Genomic DNA, 19,019 nt, shown 5'->3' on the forward strand with positions numbered 1-19,019 from the left:
GGAAGTGTCGAAAGATGGGCCGGATTGTGCTGGCTGTTTGCCAAACCACGGCCCAGCAGAGGGCGGCGTCACAAACCTATAATGTTCGCACGCCGAGTTAACTGGACAACTTGCGGGGCGTTCTACAAATACCGCTAAAGCGTCGCTCCCGCAGGGAGACAAGCCCGCTTTGGCCGCCCCGTCGTACCCAACGTACAGGAGCCAAAACAATCATGGGCCGCGACTTTCTCTTCACTTCCGAATCCGTTTCCGAAGGCCATCCCGACAAGGTGGCCGACCAGATTTCCGATGCCGTCCTCGACGCCATCCTGGCGCAGGACCCGACCGCCCGCGTGGCCGCCGAAACCCTCGTGACCACCGGCCTGTGCGTGCTGGCCGGCGAGATCACCACCCGCGCCACCGTCGACTACGCCAAGGTCGCGCGCGAGGCGATCCGCCGCATCGGCTACAACGATCCCGAACTGCGCTTCGATGCCGACGGCTGCTCGGTGCATGTGTGCTACGGCCAGCAATCGCCCGACATCGCCCAGGGCGTCGACGAAGGCAAGGGCCTGCATCTGGATCAGGGCGCCGGCGACCAGGGCCTGATGTTCGGCTACGCCTGTGACGAGACGCCGGAACTCATGCCGTTCCCGATCTACTTCTCGCATCGCCTCGTCGAGCGCCAGAGCCAGCTGCGCCGCGATGGCCGTCTGCCCTGGTTGCGGCCCGATGCCAAGTCGCAGCTGACCGTGCGCTATGTGGATGGCAAGCCGGAGTCGGTGCACACCGTGGTGCTGTCGACCCAGCACCATCCGTCCAAGACGCACAAGGAAATCGAGGAAGCGGTGATCGAGGAGATCATCAAGCCGGTGCTGCCGCCGCACATGCTGCGCGACACCCGCTACCTCGTGAATCCGACCGGCGCCTTCATCATCGGCGGCCCGCACGGCGACGCCGGCCTGACCGGCCGCAAGATCATCGTCGACACCTACGGTGGCGCGGCGCCCCACGGCGGCGGCGCGTTCTCGGGCAAGGACCCGACGAAGGTCGACCGCTCGGCCGCCTATGCGGCGCGCTATGTGGCCAAGAACATCGTCGCGGCCGGCCTCGCCACGCAGTGCGAGGTGCAGCTCAGCTATGCCATCGGCGTGGCGCGGCCGATCAACATCACCGTCTACACCAAGGGCACGGGCGTCATCGACGACGGCAAGATCGCCCAGCTGGTGGAGCAGGAATTCGACCTGCGACCCAAGGGCATCATCGAGATGCTCGACCTGCGCCGGCCCATCTTCCAGAAGACGGCGGCCTATGGACACTTTGGTCGCAGTGAGCCGGAATTCACCTGGGAAGCGACTGACAAGGTCGAAAACCTGCGCAAGTTCCTTTGATCGGCGCCGGACGGTAGCGGGTAAAACTAAGAGAAAATCCGCATTCAGGTGCGAGTGGCGACATAGGAATGCCCATTGACGTTCCGTGTTGCCCCAACCCGCGAGGTCATTCTTGGATCCGAAGCCGTCCACGGGCGCAAGCCCCAACACGCTGCTGATCGGCGCACCGCGCGTCGTGGGCAGCGAGCGTTTTGTGCGCCACAGCGCCGAGATTTCCCTGCTGACGCCGGCTGGGCGCCAGTCCTTCGGCGAACTGTGGTTCGAGGCCGAGAAGCCCTGGGCCTGGGATCAGCCTGACGCTGAAATATTTCTGCTCGCTGTCTACCAGTGGGCAATGACGCTGCATGCCGATGTGCATGTGACCGGCGCCGTCACCCACGGCCTGCTCGCCAATCTCGAGGAATTCGGCGAAGCCTGGGCGCGCTGGATTCCGAAGAACTACAAGCGCATCCGCGTGTTCGCCGACACGGTGCTGGAGCCCTTGCTGCCGGCCGCGCCCTTCGAGGCGGTGGCGGCGTTCTCGGGCGGGGTCGATGCCACGTTTACCGCGATGCGGCATGCCAAGGCGCAAGTCGGTCATCGCACCCGCAAGCTCAAGGCCTGCGCCTTCATCCACGGCTTCGACATCGGGCTCGACGATCAGGCCGCCTACGACCATGCCTTCGAGAGCGCCAGCCGCACGCTGGCCGATGTGCAGGTGCCGCTGATCCGCATCCGCACCAACTTCCGCCAGCTGGTGCAGGTGAGCTGGGAAGACGCGCATGTGGCCGCGCTGGCCGCCGCACTGCACACGGTGCAGGGCACGGCGCGCGTGGCGCTGGTGGGCAGCACCAAGGCCTATGACGAGCTGGTGATTCCCTACGGCTCGCTGCCGATCACCGATGCGCTGCTGTCGAGCGAGCGCATGGCCGTCATCCACGACGGCGCGAGCCATACCCGCACGCAGAAGGTGGCCGCCATCGCCACCTGGCCGGCGGGCGCCCAGGGCTTGCGCGTGTGCTGGCAGGAGGCGTCGAACGGCCGCAACTGCGGCAAGTGCGAGAAGTGCGTGCGCTCGATGCTCAACTTCCGCGTGAGCAATCTGCCGATCCCCGACTGCTTCGACGAGCCGCTGGTGCCGTGGCGCATCCTCAAGGCAAAGATGCGCGCCGCGCCCATCTTCAAGGAGTACTACTCGCTGTTCGTGCACGGCCTCAAGCACGGCGCGTCGCCGACCATCCTGGTGCCGATCGCGATCGTGCTGGGCTTCGCGCCGATCCGCTGGCTGTGGTCGAACGGGCTGGCGTTTCCGGGCCGCGCGCTGCGCAAGCTCGGGCGCATGCGTGCCGCGAAGCAGGCCGCCAGTGCGCCGGCAGCGCTCATCCCGCCAGCGGCGAGCAAGCCCACCTACGAGAACACCCGCACCGGCACGCTCTGAGCCAGTCGGCGGCCGGCTTTTCGTTCGATCGGGCGCGCGCAGTCGCGCTCTATAATCCGCGCCGCACTTCGAGGGGCGCTGCGACGGGGTTTCGACCCTGCCAGGCTCGAAGCGCGGCGGACTGCGGCATCCCCTGCCGGCCAGTCCAGCCACACCAGCCGGGCCGCTCGCCCGGTGCAAGAACGGCGCTCGCGAACCATCTTTCCCTAACCACGAAAGGAGGGCGCGAGTCATGAGCGCCGTCATCAAACCCGTTGCCACGCAAGACTTCATCGTTGCCGACCTGAGCCTCGCCGCCTGGGGCCGCAAGGAAATCCAGATCGCCGAGACCGAAATGCCCGGCCTCATGGCGATCCGCCAGGAATACGCCGCCGAGCAGCCGCTGCGCGGTGCGCGCATCACCGGCTCGCTGCACATGACCATCCAGACCGCCGTGCTCATCGAGACGCTCAATGCGCTCGGCGCGGAAGTGCGCTGGGCCTCGTGCAACATCTACAGCACGCAGGACCATGCCGCTGCCGCCATCGCCGCCGGCGGCACGCCGGTGTTCGCCGTCAAGGGCGAGACGCTGGAGCAGTACTGGGACTACACCCACCGCATCTTCGAATGGGCCGATGGCGGCTACTCGAACATGATCCTGGACGACGGCGGCGATGCCACGCTGCTGCTGCATCTGGGCGCCGACGCGGAAACCGACCAGTCGGTGCTCGCGCACCCGACCAGCGAGGAAGAGACGGTGCTGTTCGCGGCCATCAAGGCCAAGCTCGCGACCGATCCCAAGTGGTACTCGACCCGCCTCGCCCACATCAAGGGCGTGACCGAGGAAACCACCACCGGCGTCAAGCGCCTGTACCAGATGGCCAAGGACGGCAAGCTCAAGTTCCCGGCCATCAACGTCAACGACTCGGTCACCAAGAGCAAGTTCGACAACCTCTACGGCTGCCGCGAATCGCTGGTGGACGGCATCAAGCGCGCCACCGACGTGATGATCGCCGGCAAGGTCGCCGTGGTCTGCGGCTATGGCGACGTGGGCAAGGGCTGCGCCCAGGCGCTGCGCGCGCTGTCGGCCCAGGTGTGGATCACCGAGATCGACCCGATCTGCGCCCTGCAAGCCGCGATGGAGGGCTATCGCGTGGTGACGATGGAAGACGCCGTCGCCCATGCCGACATCTTCGTGACCGCGACCGGCAACCTGCACGTCATCACCCACGAGCACCTCGTGGCGATGAAGGACCAGGCCATCGTCTGCAACATCGGCCACTTCGACAACGAGATCGACGTTGCCAGCCTCAAGCAATACACCTGGGACAACATCAAGCCCCAGGTCGATCACGTCATCTTCCCGAGCGGCAAGCGGATCATCCTGCTGGCCGAAGGACGCCTCGTGAACCTGGGCTGCGCCACCGGCCATCCGAGCTATGTCATGAGCAGCTCGTTCGCCAACCAGACCATCGCCCAGATCGAGCTGTTCACCAACACCTCGGCCTATCCGATCGGCGTCTACGTGCTGCCCAAGCACCTCGACGAGAAGGTTGCCCGCCTGCAACTCGCCAAGCTCGGCGTGAAGCTGACGGAACTGAGCGACGCCCAGGCGCGCTACATCGGCGTCGACAAGTCGGGCCCGTTCAAGCCCGACAGCTACCGCTACTGATCGGCGCCCGGCCGCCGCTTGCGGTGGCCGGCTGCGACTTCTGGCGCCCCGTTCGCGGGGCGTCACTCCATCTTCCAGAGGAGGACACATGCGGCTTTTGCTCGTCTGGCTGCTCAACGCCATCGCGCTGCTCGGCGTGGCCTGGCTGCTGCCGTCGGTGCATGTGGCCAGCTTCGGCTCGGCGCTGATCGCGGCGGCGGTGCTGGGGCTGGTCAACATGCTGATCCGGCCGGTGCTGGTGCTCGTCACGCTGCCGATCACGGTGCTCACGCTCGGGCTGTTCTACCTGGTGGTGAACGGCCTGCTGTTCTGGTTTGTCGGCTCGATCCTTGAAGGATTCAGCGTCGGCGGCCTCGGCGCCGGCGTGCTCGGCGGGCTGCTCTACGGCCTGATTTCCTGGCTGCTGTCCTTCCTCGTCCCGGCCCGCGAAGCCTGATCGGACCCCACATGCAACGCAGCTACAGCTTTGAATTCTTCCCGCCCAAGACGCCCGAGGGCGCGCTGAAGCTGGCGGCCACGCGCGCGGAACTCATCGCGCTCGGCCCCGACTTCATCAGCGTGACCTTTGGCGCCGGCGGCACCACGCGCGAAGGCACGCTCGCCGCCGCGCTCGAAATCATCGGCGACGGCGTGCCCTGCGCGCCGCATCTGTCGTGCGTGGGTTCCACCCGCGCCGGCATCCGCGAGATCCTGGCCGAATACCGCGCGAGCGGCGTCGACCGCATCGTGGCGCTGCGCGGCGACCTGCCCTCGGGCTGGGGCGAGATCGGCGAATTCCGCTTCGCGAATGAACTCGTCGAATTCATCCGCGCCGAAACCGGCGACCATTTTCATATCGAAGTGGCGGCCTATCCGGAAGTGCATCCGCAGGCGCGCTCGGCCTCGGCCGATCTGGCCAATTTCGTGCGCAAGGTGAATGCCGGCGCCGATTCGGCAATCACGCAGATGTTCTTCAATGCCGACGCCTATTTCCGCTTTGTGGACGACGTGCGCAAGGCCGGAATTGAAGTGCCTATCGTGCCGGGGATCATGCCGATCACCAATTTCACGAGTCTGCGGCGATTTGCCGAAGGCTGCGGTGCCGAATTGCCGAGATGGATTGGCGAGCGGCTGCGCGATTACGGCGATGATTTGCCGTCGATTCGCGCGTTTGGGCTCGATGTGATGACGGCGCTTTGCGAACGGTTGCTCGCGGCCGGCGTGCCCGGATTGCACTTCTACACGTTGAATGCAGCAGGGCCGGTGAAGGGGCTTTGGGGGCGGTTGGGATTACAGGGGCGTCGATAAGCTTACGTGCAGATTGGTGATGATTGAATGCATTTCTAACTGGATGCATTCAATCTATCGAGCTTGTAGCTAGCTGGGGCGATTTGCAGCCAAGTAAATCTTTGCGAGATCAATTGTGGTGCAAGCAAGTGTCTTAAGGAATCTGGCCGCATTTAATACTTGATCTGGATCCGGAAATTGCGTTGTGGATGTTGGGTGTGCAATTTGATTTCGCTCATCCATGATTGCATTCAGCGTTGCTTGGGCTTTTGCTGTTGTTTCGCCATCAGAAGATGTTTCGAGTTCAAGTTTGATGGCGGTCTGTTTTCCCACATCTTTCCAGTAGTCTTGAATTCCAACTCGTTTCAGTATGTCGGTTAGTATTCGATCCTTCATGTTGGATTCTGTGATGGAAAGGGCAGCGCTACTAATGTTTATGGGTTTGTTCTCATCAGCTTTCGACTCTACAAACGCAGTTAATATTGCATCGGCTTGATTGTCATCGAAACCATATTTTCGTGGGTTTTGAGCAATTTCTAAAGTTTTTATTCTTAGCTCGCTCTTGATGCAGTCTGGAAGGTTTGCATATTTAAGGGCGCGGGATGCGATTTCATCTGCCACGACCTCTACCACTTGCTTGATGCAGTACTCAAATCGTCCGGCGAGATAAAGTTGTAATGATCCGGATAAAATGGGTAGGTCTGTGCGGCGAAGTTTTGATGCGTCATATAATGACATTGCAGTGGTCCATTTGGTGGTTCCATCATGTAGTGATGATGGAGGGGTGCTTGCTCCGAATTCTCTGAAGGTTTTGATCAAATTGAGTAAATGCTCTGTCCTTTCGACGTCGGATCGAAAGTCTTTAAGGACGTGGTCCAGATTACTCATGGAGTTAAGTCTCCGTGCGCAGAATTTTTCCAGCTAGTGCAACACGTTGTCGTACCGCATCGATAGTATTTCCTCGGCCAACAAGTACGTCGTAATTCGACTGGTTTCCCAAGGCCTCTTTAAGCATTTTCTGAATTTCTCTTTTGCGATTCTCGATATCCAACTCTGGTGTCAAGCTAAGCGCAACCATAAGTGCATCGTACAGCGGGCGACTCGTGCGATTAGTTGTTGGCAACTTAAAAGGTTCTTGGTCGAACAGGTTCGTCAGTCGAGATAATGCGCTTAAAAATTGAATCTCTAGCGTTGCCAAATTTTCCGTTGTGATTTCCGTGGTACTCGCCATGTAGCGATCAAGGATGCGGCGAAGTGATCCGCTTCGCTTTTCGATTATTGCATCTCTCAAAGCAAAAAAGCGCAATACCAACTCAGCATCGGCGAGCGATGCGAAAAGAGCGTTCTTAAGAAGTTCTTCGGGCGGATCATGCTCTTCATCACGTGTGTACGGCGGAATGCCCCACGCGGTAGTGAAAGGAGCTGATCGGGCTAGTTTAATTAGTAGCGCATTAAATTTTCCTGGGTAAAGGGCGTTCCGTAGTTCTTGAGGGTTAAGCCGAATCCCTCCTGTGTTTAATCGATCGAACAGCACGCGGCGAACATCAATTTCGTCGGTGCCTACTCCACGTGTTTCTGCCAGCAACACGACGGCGGAGAGGCTGCGGCGCAACAGTCCTTTTTGTAAAACCAAGGGCAAATCATTGAAGCGCTTTCTATCAAGTTCGGGCCAGTATTCCAGTCCGGTGAGTGGAAATTCATTGGCCAGAAATGAGCGAATAGTCTCTATGCGCTGTCGCCCGTCGATAACCTCATATTCGTTGTAGTCTCGCTCGAAAAGAAAAACGGCTGGCACAGGAATATTAAGTAAAAATGATTCAATCAAAAGTGACCGTTTTTTATTAGGCCACCTTAGTCTGCGCTGATAACCTGGGGCCGTGTCGATCAATTCCTTGCCTGGTTGCAGCGCGTGCTTCAGATAATCTAGTTGATAATCTTTTGTTTCTCTGACGACGCGAAGCTGACTCCTTGAATACTTTTCTGCTGGGTCGAGTTTGATTTGGTCGGTGGAGGGAATTTCATGCGGCTCATTGAATTCCTCTTCGAACCAATCGTCCACGTCTGATGAGCTGATTGATGAGCTGGTGGTTGTCTTGTTATTCATGATTTTCGTTGGCGGAAAGTAAAGGTGCTCGCGTTGTGTCGTGTGGGGCTAATTTGTCTTAATTTGGTTTGTGGTTGTGTGACATTTTCTGGTTGAAAGGACAGTTGCTCCATTTAAGCTTTGTTTGATTGAGATGAAGTGCTCTCTTCCCTTTTTTATAAGTTGCTAAGTTGCCGTCTAGCTTTTGTGCGCTGACTGTTCGTCAATTAATCGGGCTTCCGAACAGATGAAGTGCAGCCTAATATCGTGAAGTGCAGGTTGCAAATCAAGAGCTGATAGTTCAAAGCCAACGCCGACAGATTTGGCCCCTTTATCTACTAGGCGCTCGAGTGTTCTGTCGTAGTACCCCCCGCCATACCCCAGCCGCCACCCCGCCGGATCAAACCCGACGCACGGAATCACCAGCACCTCCGGCGTCACCCGCACATCCGCCGCCGGCACCGCCAGCCCGAGCGCATCGCGCCCCGTCGGCTCGGCCCCATCCCATTCGCGGAACACCATCGGCGCGGCCTTTTCCACCACCACCGGCAAGGCCAGCCGCGCGCCGGCCTCCAGCAGCCGCTGCCACAGCGCATCCAGCACCGGCTCGCCGCGAATCGGCAGATAGGCCGACACCACCAACCCCTGCAATCCGCGCGCGCCGGCCAGCGCAAGCAGCGCATCGAAGGCGTTGCGCGCAATCGCCGCCTCGGCCTGCAAACGCGCTTCGGCGGGGATTTCGGCGCGCTTTTTGAGCAGCAATTGGCGCAATTCCCTGCGTGCTAGAGTCGTTTCGTCCCCCGAACCGGTCGTGCTCATGGTGTCTGCCTTCCTTCGTAAAAATGTGCGCGCCGTGGTGGCGATAGCGCTTTGCTGCTGTCTCGATGCGAGTGCCGCGCCGGCTGCCGCCCGGGCCGCCGTGCCGCAAAGCGCCGACGACATTTTCGTCGCCCTGCGCGAGGCCTCGCGCGCCAACGATGCCGCCCGCGTGCAGGCGCTGGCCGATGCGCTGCCGGCCGGCTTCGACATCCCTTCATACGTCGAGTACTACCGGCTGCGCGCGCAGATTTACGACAGCAACGGCCTGCCACGCGCCACGACGCCCGATGCCGACATCCTCGCCTTCCTGTCGCGCTGGCAGGGCGAGGCGATCGCCGACCGGCTGCGCAACGACTGGCTGCTGGCCATCGGCCGGCGCCGCGACGCCAATCTGTTCGAGCAGCAATACCCGCTGTTTGCGCTGAAGGACGACCGCCAGCTCGATTGCTATGCGCTGGCCTTCCGTGCCCAGCGCCTGCTCGGCGAAAGCGCCGGCTCGGCCGAGGGCGAGCTGTCGCCGACCGGCCGCCAGGCGCTGCGCGATGCGCTCGCGCGCGATGCCAGCCCGCTGCTGTTCGACGGCAAGGGCTGGGGCGACGGCTGCCAGCTGCTGGTCGAGACCGTTGCCGCCGGCGGCGCCTTCAACGACGACGACATCTGGCATTTCCTGCGCATCGCCTACGACGCCAACCGCCTGACCGAGGCGCGCCGCGCCGCGCGCTGGCTCAGCAACCTGCCCGACAAGTCCGCGCTCGACCAGGCCGCCGACAAGCCCGCCGCCTACCTCGCCAAGGCCGATCTGTCCGACCCGGTGGCGCAGGAGCTGGCCGTGCTCGCCGTCATCCGCATTGCGCGCGACGACGTGCGCGCCGCCGCCGTCTGGGCCGACCGCATCGGCTCGCGCCTTGCCGCGCCGCGCGCCGCCGCCGCCTGGGGCCAGCTCGGCGGCGTGGCCGCGCGCCGCACACTGGCCGAGGCGCTCGACTACTTCCGCCGCGCCGACGCGCTCGCGCCCGACAGCCGCCAGCCCGACGACGTGTTGCAGTGGCAGGCGCGCGCCGCATTGCGCGCCGCCGACTGGAAGCTGCTGCGCAGCACCATCGAGCGCATGAGCCCGACGATGGCCGCCGACCCGGCCTGGATCTACTGGCGCGCCCGCGCGATCCAGCCGCAAAGCCCCGAGCGCGCCAGGGAGCTGCTGCGCTCCATCGCCGGCGACGGCTCGTTCTACGCGCTGCTCGCGCATGAGGATCTGGGCCGGCCCATCGTCGTGCCGCCGCGCGCGCCCGCGCCGGCCGATGGCGAAGTCGCGCCGTTCGCCGTCAACGCCGGCATTGGCCGCTCGCTGCGCTTCTACGCGCTCAACCTGCGCTTCGAGGCGATCCGCGAATGGAACTGGCAGCTGCGCGGCCTGGGCGACCGCCAGCTGCTCGCCGCCGCCGAATACGCACGCCGGCAGGGCCTGTACGACCGCGCCATCGCCTCGGCCGAGCGCACCCGCGATGAGCACGACTACTCGCTGCGCTACATCAGCCCGTTCCGCGAGCTGGTCGAGCGCCAGGCCGGCCAACTGGGGCTGGATGCGGCCTGGGTCTATGGCCTGGTGCGGCAGGAGTCGCGCTTCATGCCGTCGGTGCGCAGCTCGGTCGGCGCGGCCGGGCTGATGCAGGTGATGCCGGCGACCGCCAAATACGTGGCCAAGCGCATCGGCTGGGCCGACTACAAGCCCGAGCTGATCGACGAGCCCGATACCAACATCACGCTCGGCACCAGCTATCTCAAGCTGGTCTACGACGATCTCGACCAGTCGGCGGTGCTGGCCTCGGCGGCCTACAACGCCGGCCCGGGCCGGGCGCGCCAGTGGCGCTCGACGCTCACCCGTCCGGTGGAGGGCGCCATCTTTGCCGAGACCATCCCGTTCAACGAAACCCGCGACTACGTGAAGAGAGTGCTCGCGAACGCCACGCTCTATGCGGCATTGTTCGAGGGCCGTCCCCAGTCGCTCAGGAGCCGGCTCGGCAGCATTGCGCCCAGCGCGCTTGCCGCCACCGATCTGCCCTGATCCGACCCGCAGCACAACAAGATCAACGACAAGCGAGTCCATGAAGCATCAACGCATTCTTCTCATCGGCGGCACGGGTTTCATCGGCCGGGCCATCGCGGGCGAACTGGTCAATCGCGGCGCCAGCGTCACGGTGCCCACGCGGCGCGCGGTGCGCGGCCGCGAACTGCTGCCGCTGCCCACCGTGCGGCTGGTGGAAACCGACGTCAACGACCATGCCGCGCTCGCCCGGCTGATGGTCGGGCAGGACGCGGTCATCAATCTGGTCGGCATCCTGCATTCGCGCCGCGGCGAGCCCTACGGGCCCGATTTCGCGCGCGCGCATGTCGATCTGCCGCGCGCGATAGCCGTCGCCATGAAGGCCGAGGCGGCGCGCGCCGGCCGGCCGCTGCGGCTGCTGCACATGAGCGCGCTCGGCGCCGATTCGGCCGGGCCGTCGATGTATCTGCGCAGCAAGGGCGATGGCGAGGCTGCGCTGCGCGGCGAGGCGGCCGGCTCGGCGCTGGCGCTGACGGTGTTCCGGCCGTCGGTGGTGTTTGGCCCGGACGACAGCTTTCTCAATCTGTTCGCCAGGCTGGCCGGCATTGCGCCGGTGCTGGCGCTCGGCGGCGCGGAGGCGCGCTTTCAGCCGGTGTTCGTCGACGACGTGGCGCGCGCCTTCGTCAATGCGCTCGACAACGCCGAGACCGTCGGCCGCAGCTATGAGCTGTGCGGCCCCACGGTGTATTCGCTGCGCGAGCTGGTGAAGTTTGCGGCGCAGTCGGCCGGTCATCGGCGCTGCGTCGTCGGCCTGCCGGGGCCGCTCGCGCGCCTGCAGGCGCTGGCGCTGGAATACGCGCCGGGCGGCCCGCTGATGTCGCGCGACAACCTCGATTCGATGAAGGCGGACAACGTGGCGCCGGCCGGCTGGGCGCCCGCGCCCGAGCTGCATCTGGGCCCGCTCGCCTCGGTCGAGATTGCCGCCGGCTGGCTCGGCGGCCTGGGCCGCACCGGGCATCTCGATGCCTTCCGGCGCGCCGCTGGCCGCTGATTGCCCGCGCGGGCCGGCGCAGCGCTGGCCCGCCACATGCATGCAGCCGCGCATGCAGCGCACGCATCCACACAATCGACAATCGCCGTTTGACGCGCCGCGTCATGCGCCGCGACATTGACCGCCCCCTTTCCGCCGAGGTCATGCCATGTACGAGCTGGTGATTGCCGACAAGAACTATTCCTCCTGGTCGATGCGGCCCTGGGTGCTGATGCGCCATCTGGGCCTCGACTTCACCGAGCGGCTGGTGCGGCTGGCCCAGCCCGACACGGCGGCGCGCATCGCCGAGGTGTCGCCGGCCGGCCGGGTGCCGGTGCTGCTCGACGACGGCTTTGCGGTCTGGGATTCGCTCGCGATCCTGGAATACCTCGCCGACCGCCATCCGGCCGCGCGCGTCTGGCCGGCCGATCTGCGCCAGCGCGCCCGCGCCCGCAGCGTGGCGGCCGAGATGCATTCGGGCTTTGCGGCGCTGCGTCAGGCCATGTCGATGAATATCCGCAAGCGCTCGCCGGGCAAGGGCCACACGCCCGAGGCGCTGGCCGACGTGGCGCGCATCGATGCGCTGTGGACGGAACTGCTCGCGGCCCACGGCGGTCCCTTCCTGTTCGGCGCCGATTTCACCGCCGCCGATGCGATGTATGCGCCGGTGGTGGCGCGCTTCGTCACCTATGCCGCGCCGCTGTCGCTGGCGGCGCAGGGCTATGTGGCGGCGGTGCTGGCGCTGCCGGCGGTGGCCGAATGGATCGCCGCCGGCGTGGCCGACCCGGTGACCATCGCCAAGTACGACGCGCTGCACGACGCCTGAGCGCGCGCCGCCGACGCCACCGCCCGTCACACCGACCCCAGTGCCCGCCACCGCCCGTCCCGCCAGCGACCACGCCGCCCGCCACCGCCCATGACCGTAGCCCGCACCGATCTCTCGCCCGCCTTGCCGCCCGCCCGGCCCGCGCCGCCGCGCGTGTATCAGGTTGGCGGTTCGCTGCGCGACGAGCTGCTCGGGCTGCCGGTGCAGGACCGCGACTGGGTGGTGGTGGGCGCCACGCCGCAGCAGCTGCTCGATCTGGGCTTCGTGGCGGTCGGCAAGGATTTCCCGGTGTTCCTGCATCCGGTCACGCATGAGGAATACGCACTCGCGCGCACCGAGCGCAAGACCGGCCCGGGCTATCACGGCTTTGCGGTGCATGCCGCGCCTGACGTGACGCTCGAAGACGATCTGCTGCGCCGCGACCTGACCGTCAACGCGATCGCGCGCGGACCGTTCGCGCTGGCGGCGGGGCAGGTCGGTGCCGCCGCCATGCCCGGCCAGCGGCAGGTGAATGCCGCCGTCGAACTGGTCGATCCGCACGGCGGCCGGCGCGACATCGCGGCGCGCGTGTTCCGCCATGTGAGCGCCGCCTTCGCCGAAGACCCGGTGCGCATCCTGCGGCTGGCGCGCTTTGCCGCCCGCTTCACCGATTTCAGCGTCGCGCCCGAGACGCTCGCGCTGATGCGCGCGATGGTCGCGGCCGGCGAGGTCGACGCACTCGTGCCCGAGCGCGTCTGGCAGGAACTGGCGCGCGGCCTGATGGAAGCCCGGCCGTCGCGCATGTTTGCCGTGCTGCGCGATTGCGGCGCGCTGGCGCGGCTGCTGCCCGAGCTCGACGCGCTCTGGGGCGTGCCGCAGCGCGCCGACTACCACCCCGAAGTCGACACCGGCGTGCACACGATGATGGTCATCGACATGACCGCGAAGCTCGGCCTGCCGCTCGACGCGCGCTTTGCCGCGCTGCTGCACGACCTGGGCAAGGGCACCACGCCGCCCGACGTGCTGCCGCGCCACCTCGGCCATGAAGGGCGCAGCGCCGATCTGGTCGAGCTGGTGAGCACGCGGCTCAAGGTGCCGGCCGACTGCCGCGATCTGGCGCGGCTGGTGGCGCGCGAGCACACGCGCTTCGGCAAGATCGACGAGATGCGCGCCGCCACCGTGCTCGACACGCTCGAAGCCAGCGACGCGCTGCGCAAGCCCGAGCGCTTCGCGCGCGCCCTCGACGCCTGCGAATGCGACCGGCGCGGCCGGCTCGGCTTCGAGGACAGCGGCTATCCGCCGCGTGAACCCTGGCTCGCCGCACTCGCCGCCGCGCGCGGCGTGGACGCCGGCGCCGCCGCCAAGGCTGCCGCTGCCAGCCATGCCCGCCGCGACCCGGCCGCCAGCCCGACCGAGGCGATCCGCACTGCCGTGCGGCGCGCCCGCATCGATGCCGTCGCCGCCGCGCTCGGCAAGACGCCGTGACCGGCACCGGCCGCCGTCACCGCGCTGCGGGCAATCCCCGCCCCGCCGCCGACAGCCATTGCCCCGCCAAAGGCCTAGCCTTGTCCGCATGAATTTCACGCTGCACGACGAACAGCTGTTTCTCGCGCCCGAACGCGCGCTCGACTGGCCGCGCCGCCGCACCCTGCTGGTCGCCGACGCCCACTTCGGCAAGGCTGCCAGCTACCGCGCCCACGGCATGCCGGTGCCGGCCGGCACCACCGCCGACAACCTGCGCCGGCTCGATGCCGCCATCGACCGCCACGGCGCCGAGCGGGTGATCTTTCTCGGCGACTTCATGCACGACGGCCACGGCCACAACCCGCTCACGCTGGCCGCGCTGCGCGACTGGCGCGCCCGGCGCAGCCAGCTCGCGCTGGCACTCGTCGGCGGCAATCACGACGCCAGGGCCGGCGCGCTGCCGGCCGATCTGCGCATCGACGCGCTGCCTGAAGGCTGGCGCGAGGACGGCTTTGCGCTCTGCCATCACCCGCAGCCGGTGGCGGGCGCCTACACGCTCGCCGGCCATCTGCATCCGGCCTGGCGGCTCGCCACGCGGCGCGATGGCGTCCGGCTGCCGTGCTTCTGGTTCGGCACGCGCGTGGGCGTGCTGCCGGCCTTCGGTGCCTTTACCGGCGGCCTGCTGGCCGCTGCCGCGCCGGGCGATGCCATCTGCGTGGTGACGCCCGAGCGCGTGTTTGCCGTGCCGCGCGGCGGCATGGCGTTTTCATCGACGCCCGCGCGGGCGTCGGCTTCGCTCATCGATCAATCGCCGGGGATGACTGCCTATGGCCGTGACTGAACGTGTCCGACTCGACAAGTGGCTCTGGGCCGCGCGCTTCTTCAAGACGCGCAGCCTGGCGACCGAGGCCTGCCAGGCCGGTCGCATCAAGCTCAACGGTTCGGTCGTCAAGCCGGCGCACGACGTGCGCTGCGGCGACTGGCTGCTGGTGCGCTCGCCGGGCGGCGAGTTCGAGCTTCAGGTGCTGGGCGTGAGCGATGTGCGCGGCCCGGCGCCGGTGGCCCAGGCGCTCTATGCCGAGACCGAGGCCAGCCGCAAGACCCGCGAGCGCGAGGCCGAGCAGCACAAGCTCGCACCCGAGCCGAGCGTGCAGCTGCACGGCCGGCCGACCAAGCGGGATCGGCGCGACATGGAGCGCTGGCGCGGCTGAGGGCGGCGGGCGCGGCAGGCCGGTTGCGCCGCCGCTGCCGCCGTCAGCCCCAGACCCGGAACACCTGCCCGGTTTCGGCGCCCTCGATGCTGCGCCGGTAGGCCCGGGCCACCTTCTCCGCCGGTGCGTCCTCGAAGCCGGGCAGGAAGGCGCCGTACTTCGGCAGCGACTCGGTCAGCACCGTCGGGCTCACCGCGTTGATGCGGATGCCGCGCGGCACATCCACCGCCGCCGCGCGCGCGAAGGCATCGATGCCGCTGTTGGCAACGCTTGCATTCGCACCGCCGCGCACCGGCCAGTCGCTCAGGCAGCCGCTGGTCAGCGTGATCGAGCCGCCGTCGTTCAGCAGCGGCAGCGCCGCCAGCGCCACGTTGATCTGCCCGAGCAGCTTGCCGTGCAGCCCGACCGCGAACTGCGCCGGCGTGGTCTCGGCCAGCGGTCCGAAATGCGGATCGCCGGCGGCCGCCACGATGGCGTCGAAGCGGCCGATGGCGCCGAGCGCGGCGGCGATGCTGGCCGCGTCGGTGATGTCGGCATGCCGGGCGCCGCTGGTGCGGCCCACGGCCACGATCTCGTGCCGCGCGCCGAGCTGCGCGACGATGGCCTGACCGAGCGTGCCGGTCGCGCCGACGATGACGATCTTCATTGCTGCTCTCCGAAGCGTTTGGGGAGCCGGGATTGTGCAAACCGCCACCGCCCGCGTGAACCGCGCGCCGGTGCCTAGAGTTCTCACCGCGAGTACGCAATCCGCATGGACAAGCTGCGCAGCATGGAAGTCCTGGTCACCGTGGCCGACCGGGGCAGTTTCACCGCCGCCGCCGCCGCGCTCGGCATGTCGGCCGGCATGGTCGGCAAGCACATCCGCCAGCTTGAAGAGGCATTGGGCGCGCAGCTTTTTGCGCGCAGCACGCGCCGGCTCGCGCTCACCGAGATCGGCGCGCGCTACTGCGAGCGCAGCCGCGCCATCCTGGCCGAGGTCGCAGCCGCCGACGACGATGCCGAGGCGATGCGCATCGGCCCGCGCGGCACGCTGCGCATCAGCAGCACCGTGGCCTTCGGCTGCCTCCAGCTGGCTGGCGCGCTGGTCGACTATCTCGGCGCGCATCCCGAGGTGAATGCCGAACTGGTGCTCGACGATCTCACCGTCGACCTGGTCGGGCAGGGCTATGACGCGGCGTTCCGCGTCGGCCGGCTCGACGATTCGGGGCTGGTGGCGCGGCCCTTGCGGCCCTATCGCATGGCGCTGTGCGGCGCGCCCGGCTATCTGGCGCGCGAGGGCCGCCCCGCCACGCCGGCCGATCTGGCGCGCCATCGCTGCCTTGTCTTCACCTATGGCGGGCAGGACGTGCCCTGGGGGCTGCGCGATGCGGCGCCGGCGCCGCCCGGGCCGGTGCGGCTGCGCGCCAACAACGGCATCGCGCTGCGCACGGCGGCGCTGGCCGGCTTCGGGCTGGTGCTGCTGCCGGCCGCGCTGCTGGCCGAGGACATCGCGGCCGGCCGGCTCGAAAGCCTGCTCGACGACTGGCTGCCGACGCCCAAGCCGATGCATCTGGTGATTGCGCGCGACCGCCGCATGACGCCGAAGCTGCGCAGCTTCGTGGACTTCATGCTGGAGCGGTTTGGCGAGTGAGGTTCAGCGGCTCGCCACCGGCACCGCCGCGTCGCCCGCCAGATTGACGAACTCGACCCGCAGCGCCGGCCCGTCGGCGCCGGGCGCGATGTGCAGCAGCGCCAGCGCGATCGGCAGCGTGAAGCGGCGCGGACCGGCGCTGCCCGGGTTGATGCGCAGCACGCGGCCGTCGTCGGCCAGCGCGGGCCGGTGCGAATGGCCGGTGACGATCACGCGCGCCTGCGCGGCCTGCGGATGGCGCCGCTCGTCGAGCGCGTCGTGCACGGCGAAGACGCGGATGCCGGCGATGTCGAGCGTGGCCTGCTCGGGAATGGCGGCAGCCCAGGCGCCACGGTCGTTGTTGCCGCGCACGGCAGTCACCGGCGCGATGCGGGCGAGGGCGGCGAGTACCTCGGGGCCGCAGATGTCGCCGGCGTGGACGATGGCGGCGCAGCCGGCCAGGGCCGCGAGCGCTTCGGGGCGGATGAGGTTGTGGGTGTCGGAGATGAGGCCGAGGGTGGGCATGGGCGGGCTCGGATGGGTGCCGTGGCAACGAGGACCGAGTCTGGCATTGGGGCCTCAAGCAAGGGCGATGGCGCTTGCAATCTCTTGTTCGTACAGCGCCTGCGCCACGGCCAGACAGCGCGGATCGAGCGTCGCGATCAGCTCGGCATGCACCAGCATCGCCGGCACCAGCGCCGACGCCGGCGCGAGCGTGTCGAGCTGCCAGAAGCGCGGAAGGATTTCGACCTCGCCGCGCGCATCGGCCCGCAGCAGACCTGCGCGGGCCAGACCGCGCGTGCTGTCGGCGAGGGCGTCGGGATGGGCATAGAGCGTGACCGTCGCCGGCTTGAGCTGATGCGTGTAATGCCAGGCCGCCACGTCGCCACCCCATTGCGCGGCGTGCTCGCGCGGGTCCAGATCGCGCCACCAGTCGGGCCGGCTGGCGGTGAAGCGGCGGCCCTTCAGGCGCGGCTTCAGCCGCGTGGGCCAGAGGTGTTCCCATTCCTCGAACAGCCGGCGCGGCTGGGTCAGGCGGCGCTTGCCGGCAGCGATGCTGCGCAGATGCCCGCGCAGCGTCAGATCGTCGAGCGCCGGGCGGATGCTGGCGAGCGACACCCCGGCGCTGGCGGCGATGTCGCGATAGGTGGCGTCGAGCAGAGCGGGGCGGTCGAGCAGCGTGAACACCACGCGCATCGCGCTGCCGGTGCCGCCAGCCGCCGCCGGTCGCGCCTTGATGAGACGCGCGGCGGTCTTGGGCTCGGCCTTGAGCCCGCTCACGAACACGAACAACCCCGGCGCGCTGAGGTAGGCGTTGCCGGCGGCGTCGAGAAACTGGATGCCCAGCTCGCGGCAGCGCGCGGCCTGGGTTGCGGTGAGCTGGGGGGCGATGAGCAGATCGGGCGGCGTGCTGTCTGTGCGCAGGTGCAGCATTACCAGCAGGGCGGGTGTGATCTCTGCTTCGCTGTGTACGAGGTAGTCCACAACATTTTCAGCGAGTTCGATTCGCAAACGCGGCTGCGCCTCGGCTTCTTCAGCGTCAATGAGCTGGGCGTATAGGCCGGTGTTCGCTGTGAGAACGGCGACAGCTTGCTGCACGGCAGGATCGATGGAGGCGAGGGTCATCGCAGGCTGATTTTGTTCAGATTTGTCGTTTGTTCAGAATAATTGTTTTTATTAAAAAACGAACAACGGGGCAGGGTAAATGATGTCTGCCCCCTCCCGACAAACCCCAATGTCACCGTTCCGCGCTTTCCCCGCCCCGCAATCCCGGTTAAAAAAGCACGACCGTTCGTTTCAACACAAGCCACTCACCGCATGCCCGACACCCCCACCCCCCGCGCCAGCAAGGGCGAGCAGACCCGCGCCGCCATCCTCGCCGCCGCGCTCGACCTGGCCGCGCGCGACGGCCTGGAGGGCCTGACCATCGGCCTCATCTCCGAGCGCACCGGCATGAGCAAGTCGGGCGTGTTCGCGCATTTCGGCTCGCGCGAGGACTTGCAGATCGCCGTCCTCGGCGAATACCACCGCGTGTTCCGCGCCGCCGTGTTCGAGCCGGCGCTTGCCGCTGCACGCGGCCTGCCAGTCGTCGACCAGCGCGTACAGCGCATCGCGCACCGCGCCGGGCCGGTCGTCGAACTCGACCGCGCTGCTCACGTAGAGGCAGCCGTGCGGGATTTCCACCTCGCAGACGCGGCGGATCCAGTTGGCGACCATCGCCTCCAGCCGTGGCAGGCCGCGTGCAGCGGCAAG

18 protein-coding genes, 2 pseudogenes and 1 riboswitch are annotated in these 19,019 nt (G+C 66.8%); of the genes and pseudogenes, 13 read left to right on the forward strand and 7 right to left on the reverse strand.

Features of this window, described 5'->3' with window-relative positions:
• Window positions 1-212: 212 nt before the first annotated feature.
• The 5 genes from metK to metF all read left to right on the forward strand — a co-directional run bounded on the left by metK (window position 213) and on the right by metF (window position 5,725).
• Window positions 213-1,370: a methionine adenosyltransferase gene (gene metK, locus B9P64_RS18750; RefSeq protein ID WP_085317685.1), complete on the forward strand. Its 1,158-nt coding sequence runs from the start codon at window positions 213-215 to the stop codon at window positions 1,368-1,370.
• Window positions 1,371-1,482: 112 nt separating this feature from the next.
• Window positions 1,483-2,787 carry a hypothetical protein gene (locus B9P64_RS18755; protein ID WP_085317686.1) on the forward strand — a complete coding sequence of 435 codons (1,305 nt, stop codon included), beginning with the start codon at window positions 1,483-1,485 and terminating at the stop codon, window positions 2,785-2,787.
• Between the two features lie 64 nt (window positions 2,788-2,851).
• Window positions 2,852-2,916, forward strand: a riboswitch (S-adenosyl-L-homocysteine riboswitch).
• Window positions 2,917-3,019: 103 nt separating this feature from the next.
• Complete coding sequence (gene ahcY / locus B9P64_RS18760) at window positions 3,020-4,438, forward strand: adenosylhomocysteinase (protein WP_085317687.1); 1,419 nt, start codon at window positions 3,020-3,022, stop codon at window positions 4,436-4,438.
• A gap of 88 nt (window positions 4,439-4,526) precedes the next feature.
• Window positions 4,527-4,874 (forward strand): phage holin family protein, encoded by a 348-nt coding sequence (locus B9P64_RS18765; RefSeq protein WP_085317688.1) that lies wholly within the window; start codon window positions 4,527-4,529, stop codon window positions 4,872-4,874.
• Between the two features lie 11 nt (window positions 4,875-4,885).
• Window positions 4,886-5,725, forward strand: a complete 840-nt coding sequence (gene metF, locus B9P64_RS18770; RefSeq protein ID WP_085317689.1) for a methylenetetrahydrofolate reductase [NAD(P)H] — start codon at window positions 4,886-4,888, stop codon at window positions 5,723-5,725.
• A gap of 69 nt (window positions 5,726-5,794) precedes the next feature.
• Here the strand turns inward: metF and B9P64_RS24615 are convergent, their stop codons facing one another.
• The 3 genes from B9P64_RS24615 to B9P64_RS18780 form a co-directional block, all read right to left on the reverse strand.
• Window positions 5,795-6,592, reverse strand: a complete 798-nt coding sequence (locus tag B9P64_RS24615) for a HEPN domain-containing protein (protein ID WP_139826394.1) — start codon at window positions 6,590-6,592, stop codon at window positions 5,795-5,797.
• A gap of 4 nt (window positions 6,593-6,596) precedes the next feature.
• Window positions 6,597-7,808, reverse strand: coding sequence for a DUF262 domain-containing protein (locus B9P64_RS18775; protein ID WP_085317690.1), 1,212 nt, complete (start codon window positions 7,806-7,808; stop codon window positions 6,597-6,599).
• Between the two features lie 177 nt (window positions 7,809-7,985).
• Entirely contained in the window at window positions 7,986-8,606 is a 621-nt protein-coding gene (locus tag B9P64_RS18780; RefSeq protein WP_176256886.1) for a 5-formyltetrahydrofolate cyclo-ligase, read from the reverse strand.
• Between the two features lie 100 nt (window positions 8,607-8,706).
• Between B9P64_RS18780 and B9P64_RS18785 the strand changes: the two genes are divergently transcribed.
• The 6 genes from B9P64_RS18785 to B9P64_RS18810 all read left to right on the forward strand — a co-directional run bounded on the left by B9P64_RS18785 (window position 8,707) and on the right by B9P64_RS18810 (window position 15,157).
• Window positions 8,707-10,668: a lytic transglycosylase domain-containing protein gene (locus B9P64_RS18785; RefSeq protein ID WP_176256887.1), complete on the forward strand. Its 1,962-nt coding sequence runs from the start codon at window positions 8,707-8,709 to the stop codon at window positions 10,666-10,668.
• Between the two features lie 40 nt (window positions 10,669-10,708).
• On the forward strand, window positions 10,709-11,698 hold the full coding sequence (locus B9P64_RS18790) for a complex I NDUFA9 subunit family protein (protein WP_085317693.1): 990 nt from the start codon (window positions 10,709-10,711) through the stop codon (window positions 11,696-11,698).
• A 148-nt stretch (window positions 11,699-11,846) separates the two neighbouring features.
• Window positions 11,847-12,503: a glutathione S-transferase family protein gene (locus tag B9P64_RS18795; protein ID WP_085317694.1), complete on the forward strand. Its 657-nt coding sequence runs from the start codon at window positions 11,847-11,849 to the stop codon at window positions 12,501-12,503.
• A 90-nt stretch (window positions 12,504-12,593) separates the two neighbouring features.
• Window positions 12,594-13,967: a multifunctional CCA addition/repair protein gene (locus tag B9P64_RS18800; protein ID WP_085317695.1), complete on the forward strand. Its 1,374-nt coding sequence runs from the start codon at window positions 12,594-12,596 to the stop codon at window positions 13,965-13,967.
• 88 nt (window positions 13,968-14,055) lie between these two features.
• Window positions 14,056-14,787, forward strand: a complete 732-nt coding sequence (gene pdeM, locus B9P64_RS18805) for a ligase-associated DNA damage response endonuclease PdeM (protein WP_085317696.1) — start codon at window positions 14,056-14,058, stop codon at window positions 14,785-14,787.
• Window positions 14,780-15,157: an RNA-binding S4 domain-containing protein gene (locus tag B9P64_RS18810; RefSeq protein ID WP_235840043.1), complete on the forward strand. Its 378-nt coding sequence runs from the start codon at window positions 14,780-14,782 to the stop codon at window positions 15,155-15,157. The genes pdeM and B9P64_RS18810 overlap by 8 nt, the downstream gene beginning before the upstream one ends.
• A gap of 43 nt (window positions 15,158-15,200) precedes the next feature.
• Here the strand turns inward: B9P64_RS18810 and B9P64_RS18815 are convergent, their stop codons facing one another.
• Window positions 15,201-15,803 (reverse strand): short chain dehydrogenase, encoded by a 603-nt coding sequence (locus B9P64_RS18815; RefSeq protein ID WP_085317697.1) that lies wholly within the window; start codon window positions 15,801-15,803, stop codon window positions 15,201-15,203.
• 105 nt (window positions 15,804-15,908) lie between these two features.
• Here B9P64_RS18815 and B9P64_RS18820 point away from each other — a divergent pair, with 105 nt between their 5' ends.
• Complete coding sequence (locus B9P64_RS18820; RefSeq protein ID WP_085317698.1) at window positions 15,909-16,787, forward strand: LysR family transcriptional regulator; 879 nt, start codon at window positions 15,909-15,911, stop codon at window positions 16,785-16,787.
• A 3-nt stretch (window positions 16,788-16,790) separates the two neighbouring features.
• On the opposite strand, the gene B9P64_RS18825 is transcribed toward B9P64_RS18820, so the two are convergent.
• Window positions 16,791-17,291 (reverse strand): metallophosphoesterase family protein, encoded by a 501-nt coding sequence (locus B9P64_RS18825; RefSeq protein ID WP_085317699.1) that lies wholly within the window; start codon window positions 17,289-17,291, stop codon window positions 16,791-16,793.
• A 54-nt stretch (window positions 17,292-17,345) separates the two neighbouring features.
• Window positions 17,346-18,251: a type IV toxin-antitoxin system AbiEi family antitoxin gene (locus tag B9P64_RS18830; protein ID WP_176256888.1), complete on the reverse strand. Its 906-nt coding sequence runs from the start codon at window positions 18,249-18,251 to the stop codon at window positions 17,346-17,348.
• Window positions 18,252-18,584: 333 nt separating this feature from the next.
• Between B9P64_RS18830 and B9P64_RS18835 the strand changes: the two are divergent.
• A pseudogene (locus B9P64_RS18835) lies at window positions 18,585-18,875 on the forward strand (TetR/AcrR family transcriptional regulator); the annotation flags it as partial.
• A gap of 21 nt (window positions 18,876-18,896) precedes the next feature.
• On the opposite strand, the pseudogene B9P64_RS30650 reads toward B9P64_RS18835, so the two are convergent.
• Window positions 18,897-18,983 (reverse strand): annotated as a pseudogene (locus B9P64_RS30650) (TetR/AcrR family transcriptional regulator); the annotation flags it as partial.
• Window positions 18,984-19,019: the final 36 nt, after the last annotated feature.

Source organism: Derxia lacustris (assembly GCF_002105195.1).
Classification (GTDB): Bacteria; Pseudomonadota; Gammaproteobacteria; order Burkholderiales; family Burkholderiaceae_E; genus Derxia; species Derxia lacustris.

Coding starts and splice junctions, on each gene's coding strand:
- B9P64_RS18800 (WP_085317695.1), top strand. CDS start 12,594: ATGACCGTAGCCCGCACCGATCTCTCGCCCGCCTTGCCGCCCGCCCGG.
- B9P64_RS18775 (WP_085317690.1), bottom strand. CDS start 7,808: ATGAATAACAAGACAACCACCAGCTCATCAATCAGCTCATCAGACGTG.
- B9P64_RS18815 (WP_085317697.1), bottom strand. CDS start 15,803: ATGAAGATCGTCATCGTCGGCGCGACCGGCACGCTCGGTCAGGCCATC.
- B9P64_RS18795 (WP_085317694.1), top strand. CDS start 11,847: ATGTACGAGCTGGTGATTGCCGACAAGAACTATTCCTCCTGGTCGATG.
- B9P64_RS18820 (WP_085317698.1), top strand. CDS start 15,909: ATGGACAAGCTGCGCAGCATGGAAGTCCTGGTCACCGTGGCCGACCGG.
- B9P64_RS24615 (WP_139826394.1), bottom strand. CDS start 6,592: ATGAGTAATCTGGACCACGTCCTTAAAGACTTTCGATCCGACGTCGAA.
- metK (WP_085317685.1), top strand. CDS start 213: ATGGGCCGCGACTTTCTCTTCACTTCCGAATCCGTTTCCGAAGGCCAT.
- B9P64_RS18765 (WP_085317688.1), top strand. CDS start 4,527: ATGCGGCTTTTGCTCGTCTGGCTGCTCAACGCCATCGCGCTGCTCGGC.
- metF (WP_085317689.1), top strand. CDS start 4,886: ATGCAACGCAGCTACAGCTTTGAATTCTTCCCGCCCAAGACGCCCGAG.
- ahcY (WP_085317687.1), top strand. CDS start 3,020: ATGAGCGCCGTCATCAAACCCGTTGCCACGCAAGACTTCATCGTTGCC.
- B9P64_RS18790 (WP_085317693.1), top strand. CDS start 10,709: ATGAAGCATCAACGCATTCTTCTCATCGGCGGCACGGGTTTCATCGGC.
- pdeM (WP_085317696.1), top strand. CDS start 14,056: ATGAATTTCACGCTGCACGACGAACAGCTGTTTCTCGCGCCCGAACGC.
- B9P64_RS18825 (WP_085317699.1), bottom strand. CDS start 17,291: ATGCCCACCCTCGGCCTCATCTCCGACACCCACAACCTCATCCGCCCC.
- B9P64_RS18780 (WP_176256886.1), bottom strand. CDS start 8,606: ATGAGCACGACCGGTTCGGGGGACGAAACGACTCTAGCACGCAGGGAA.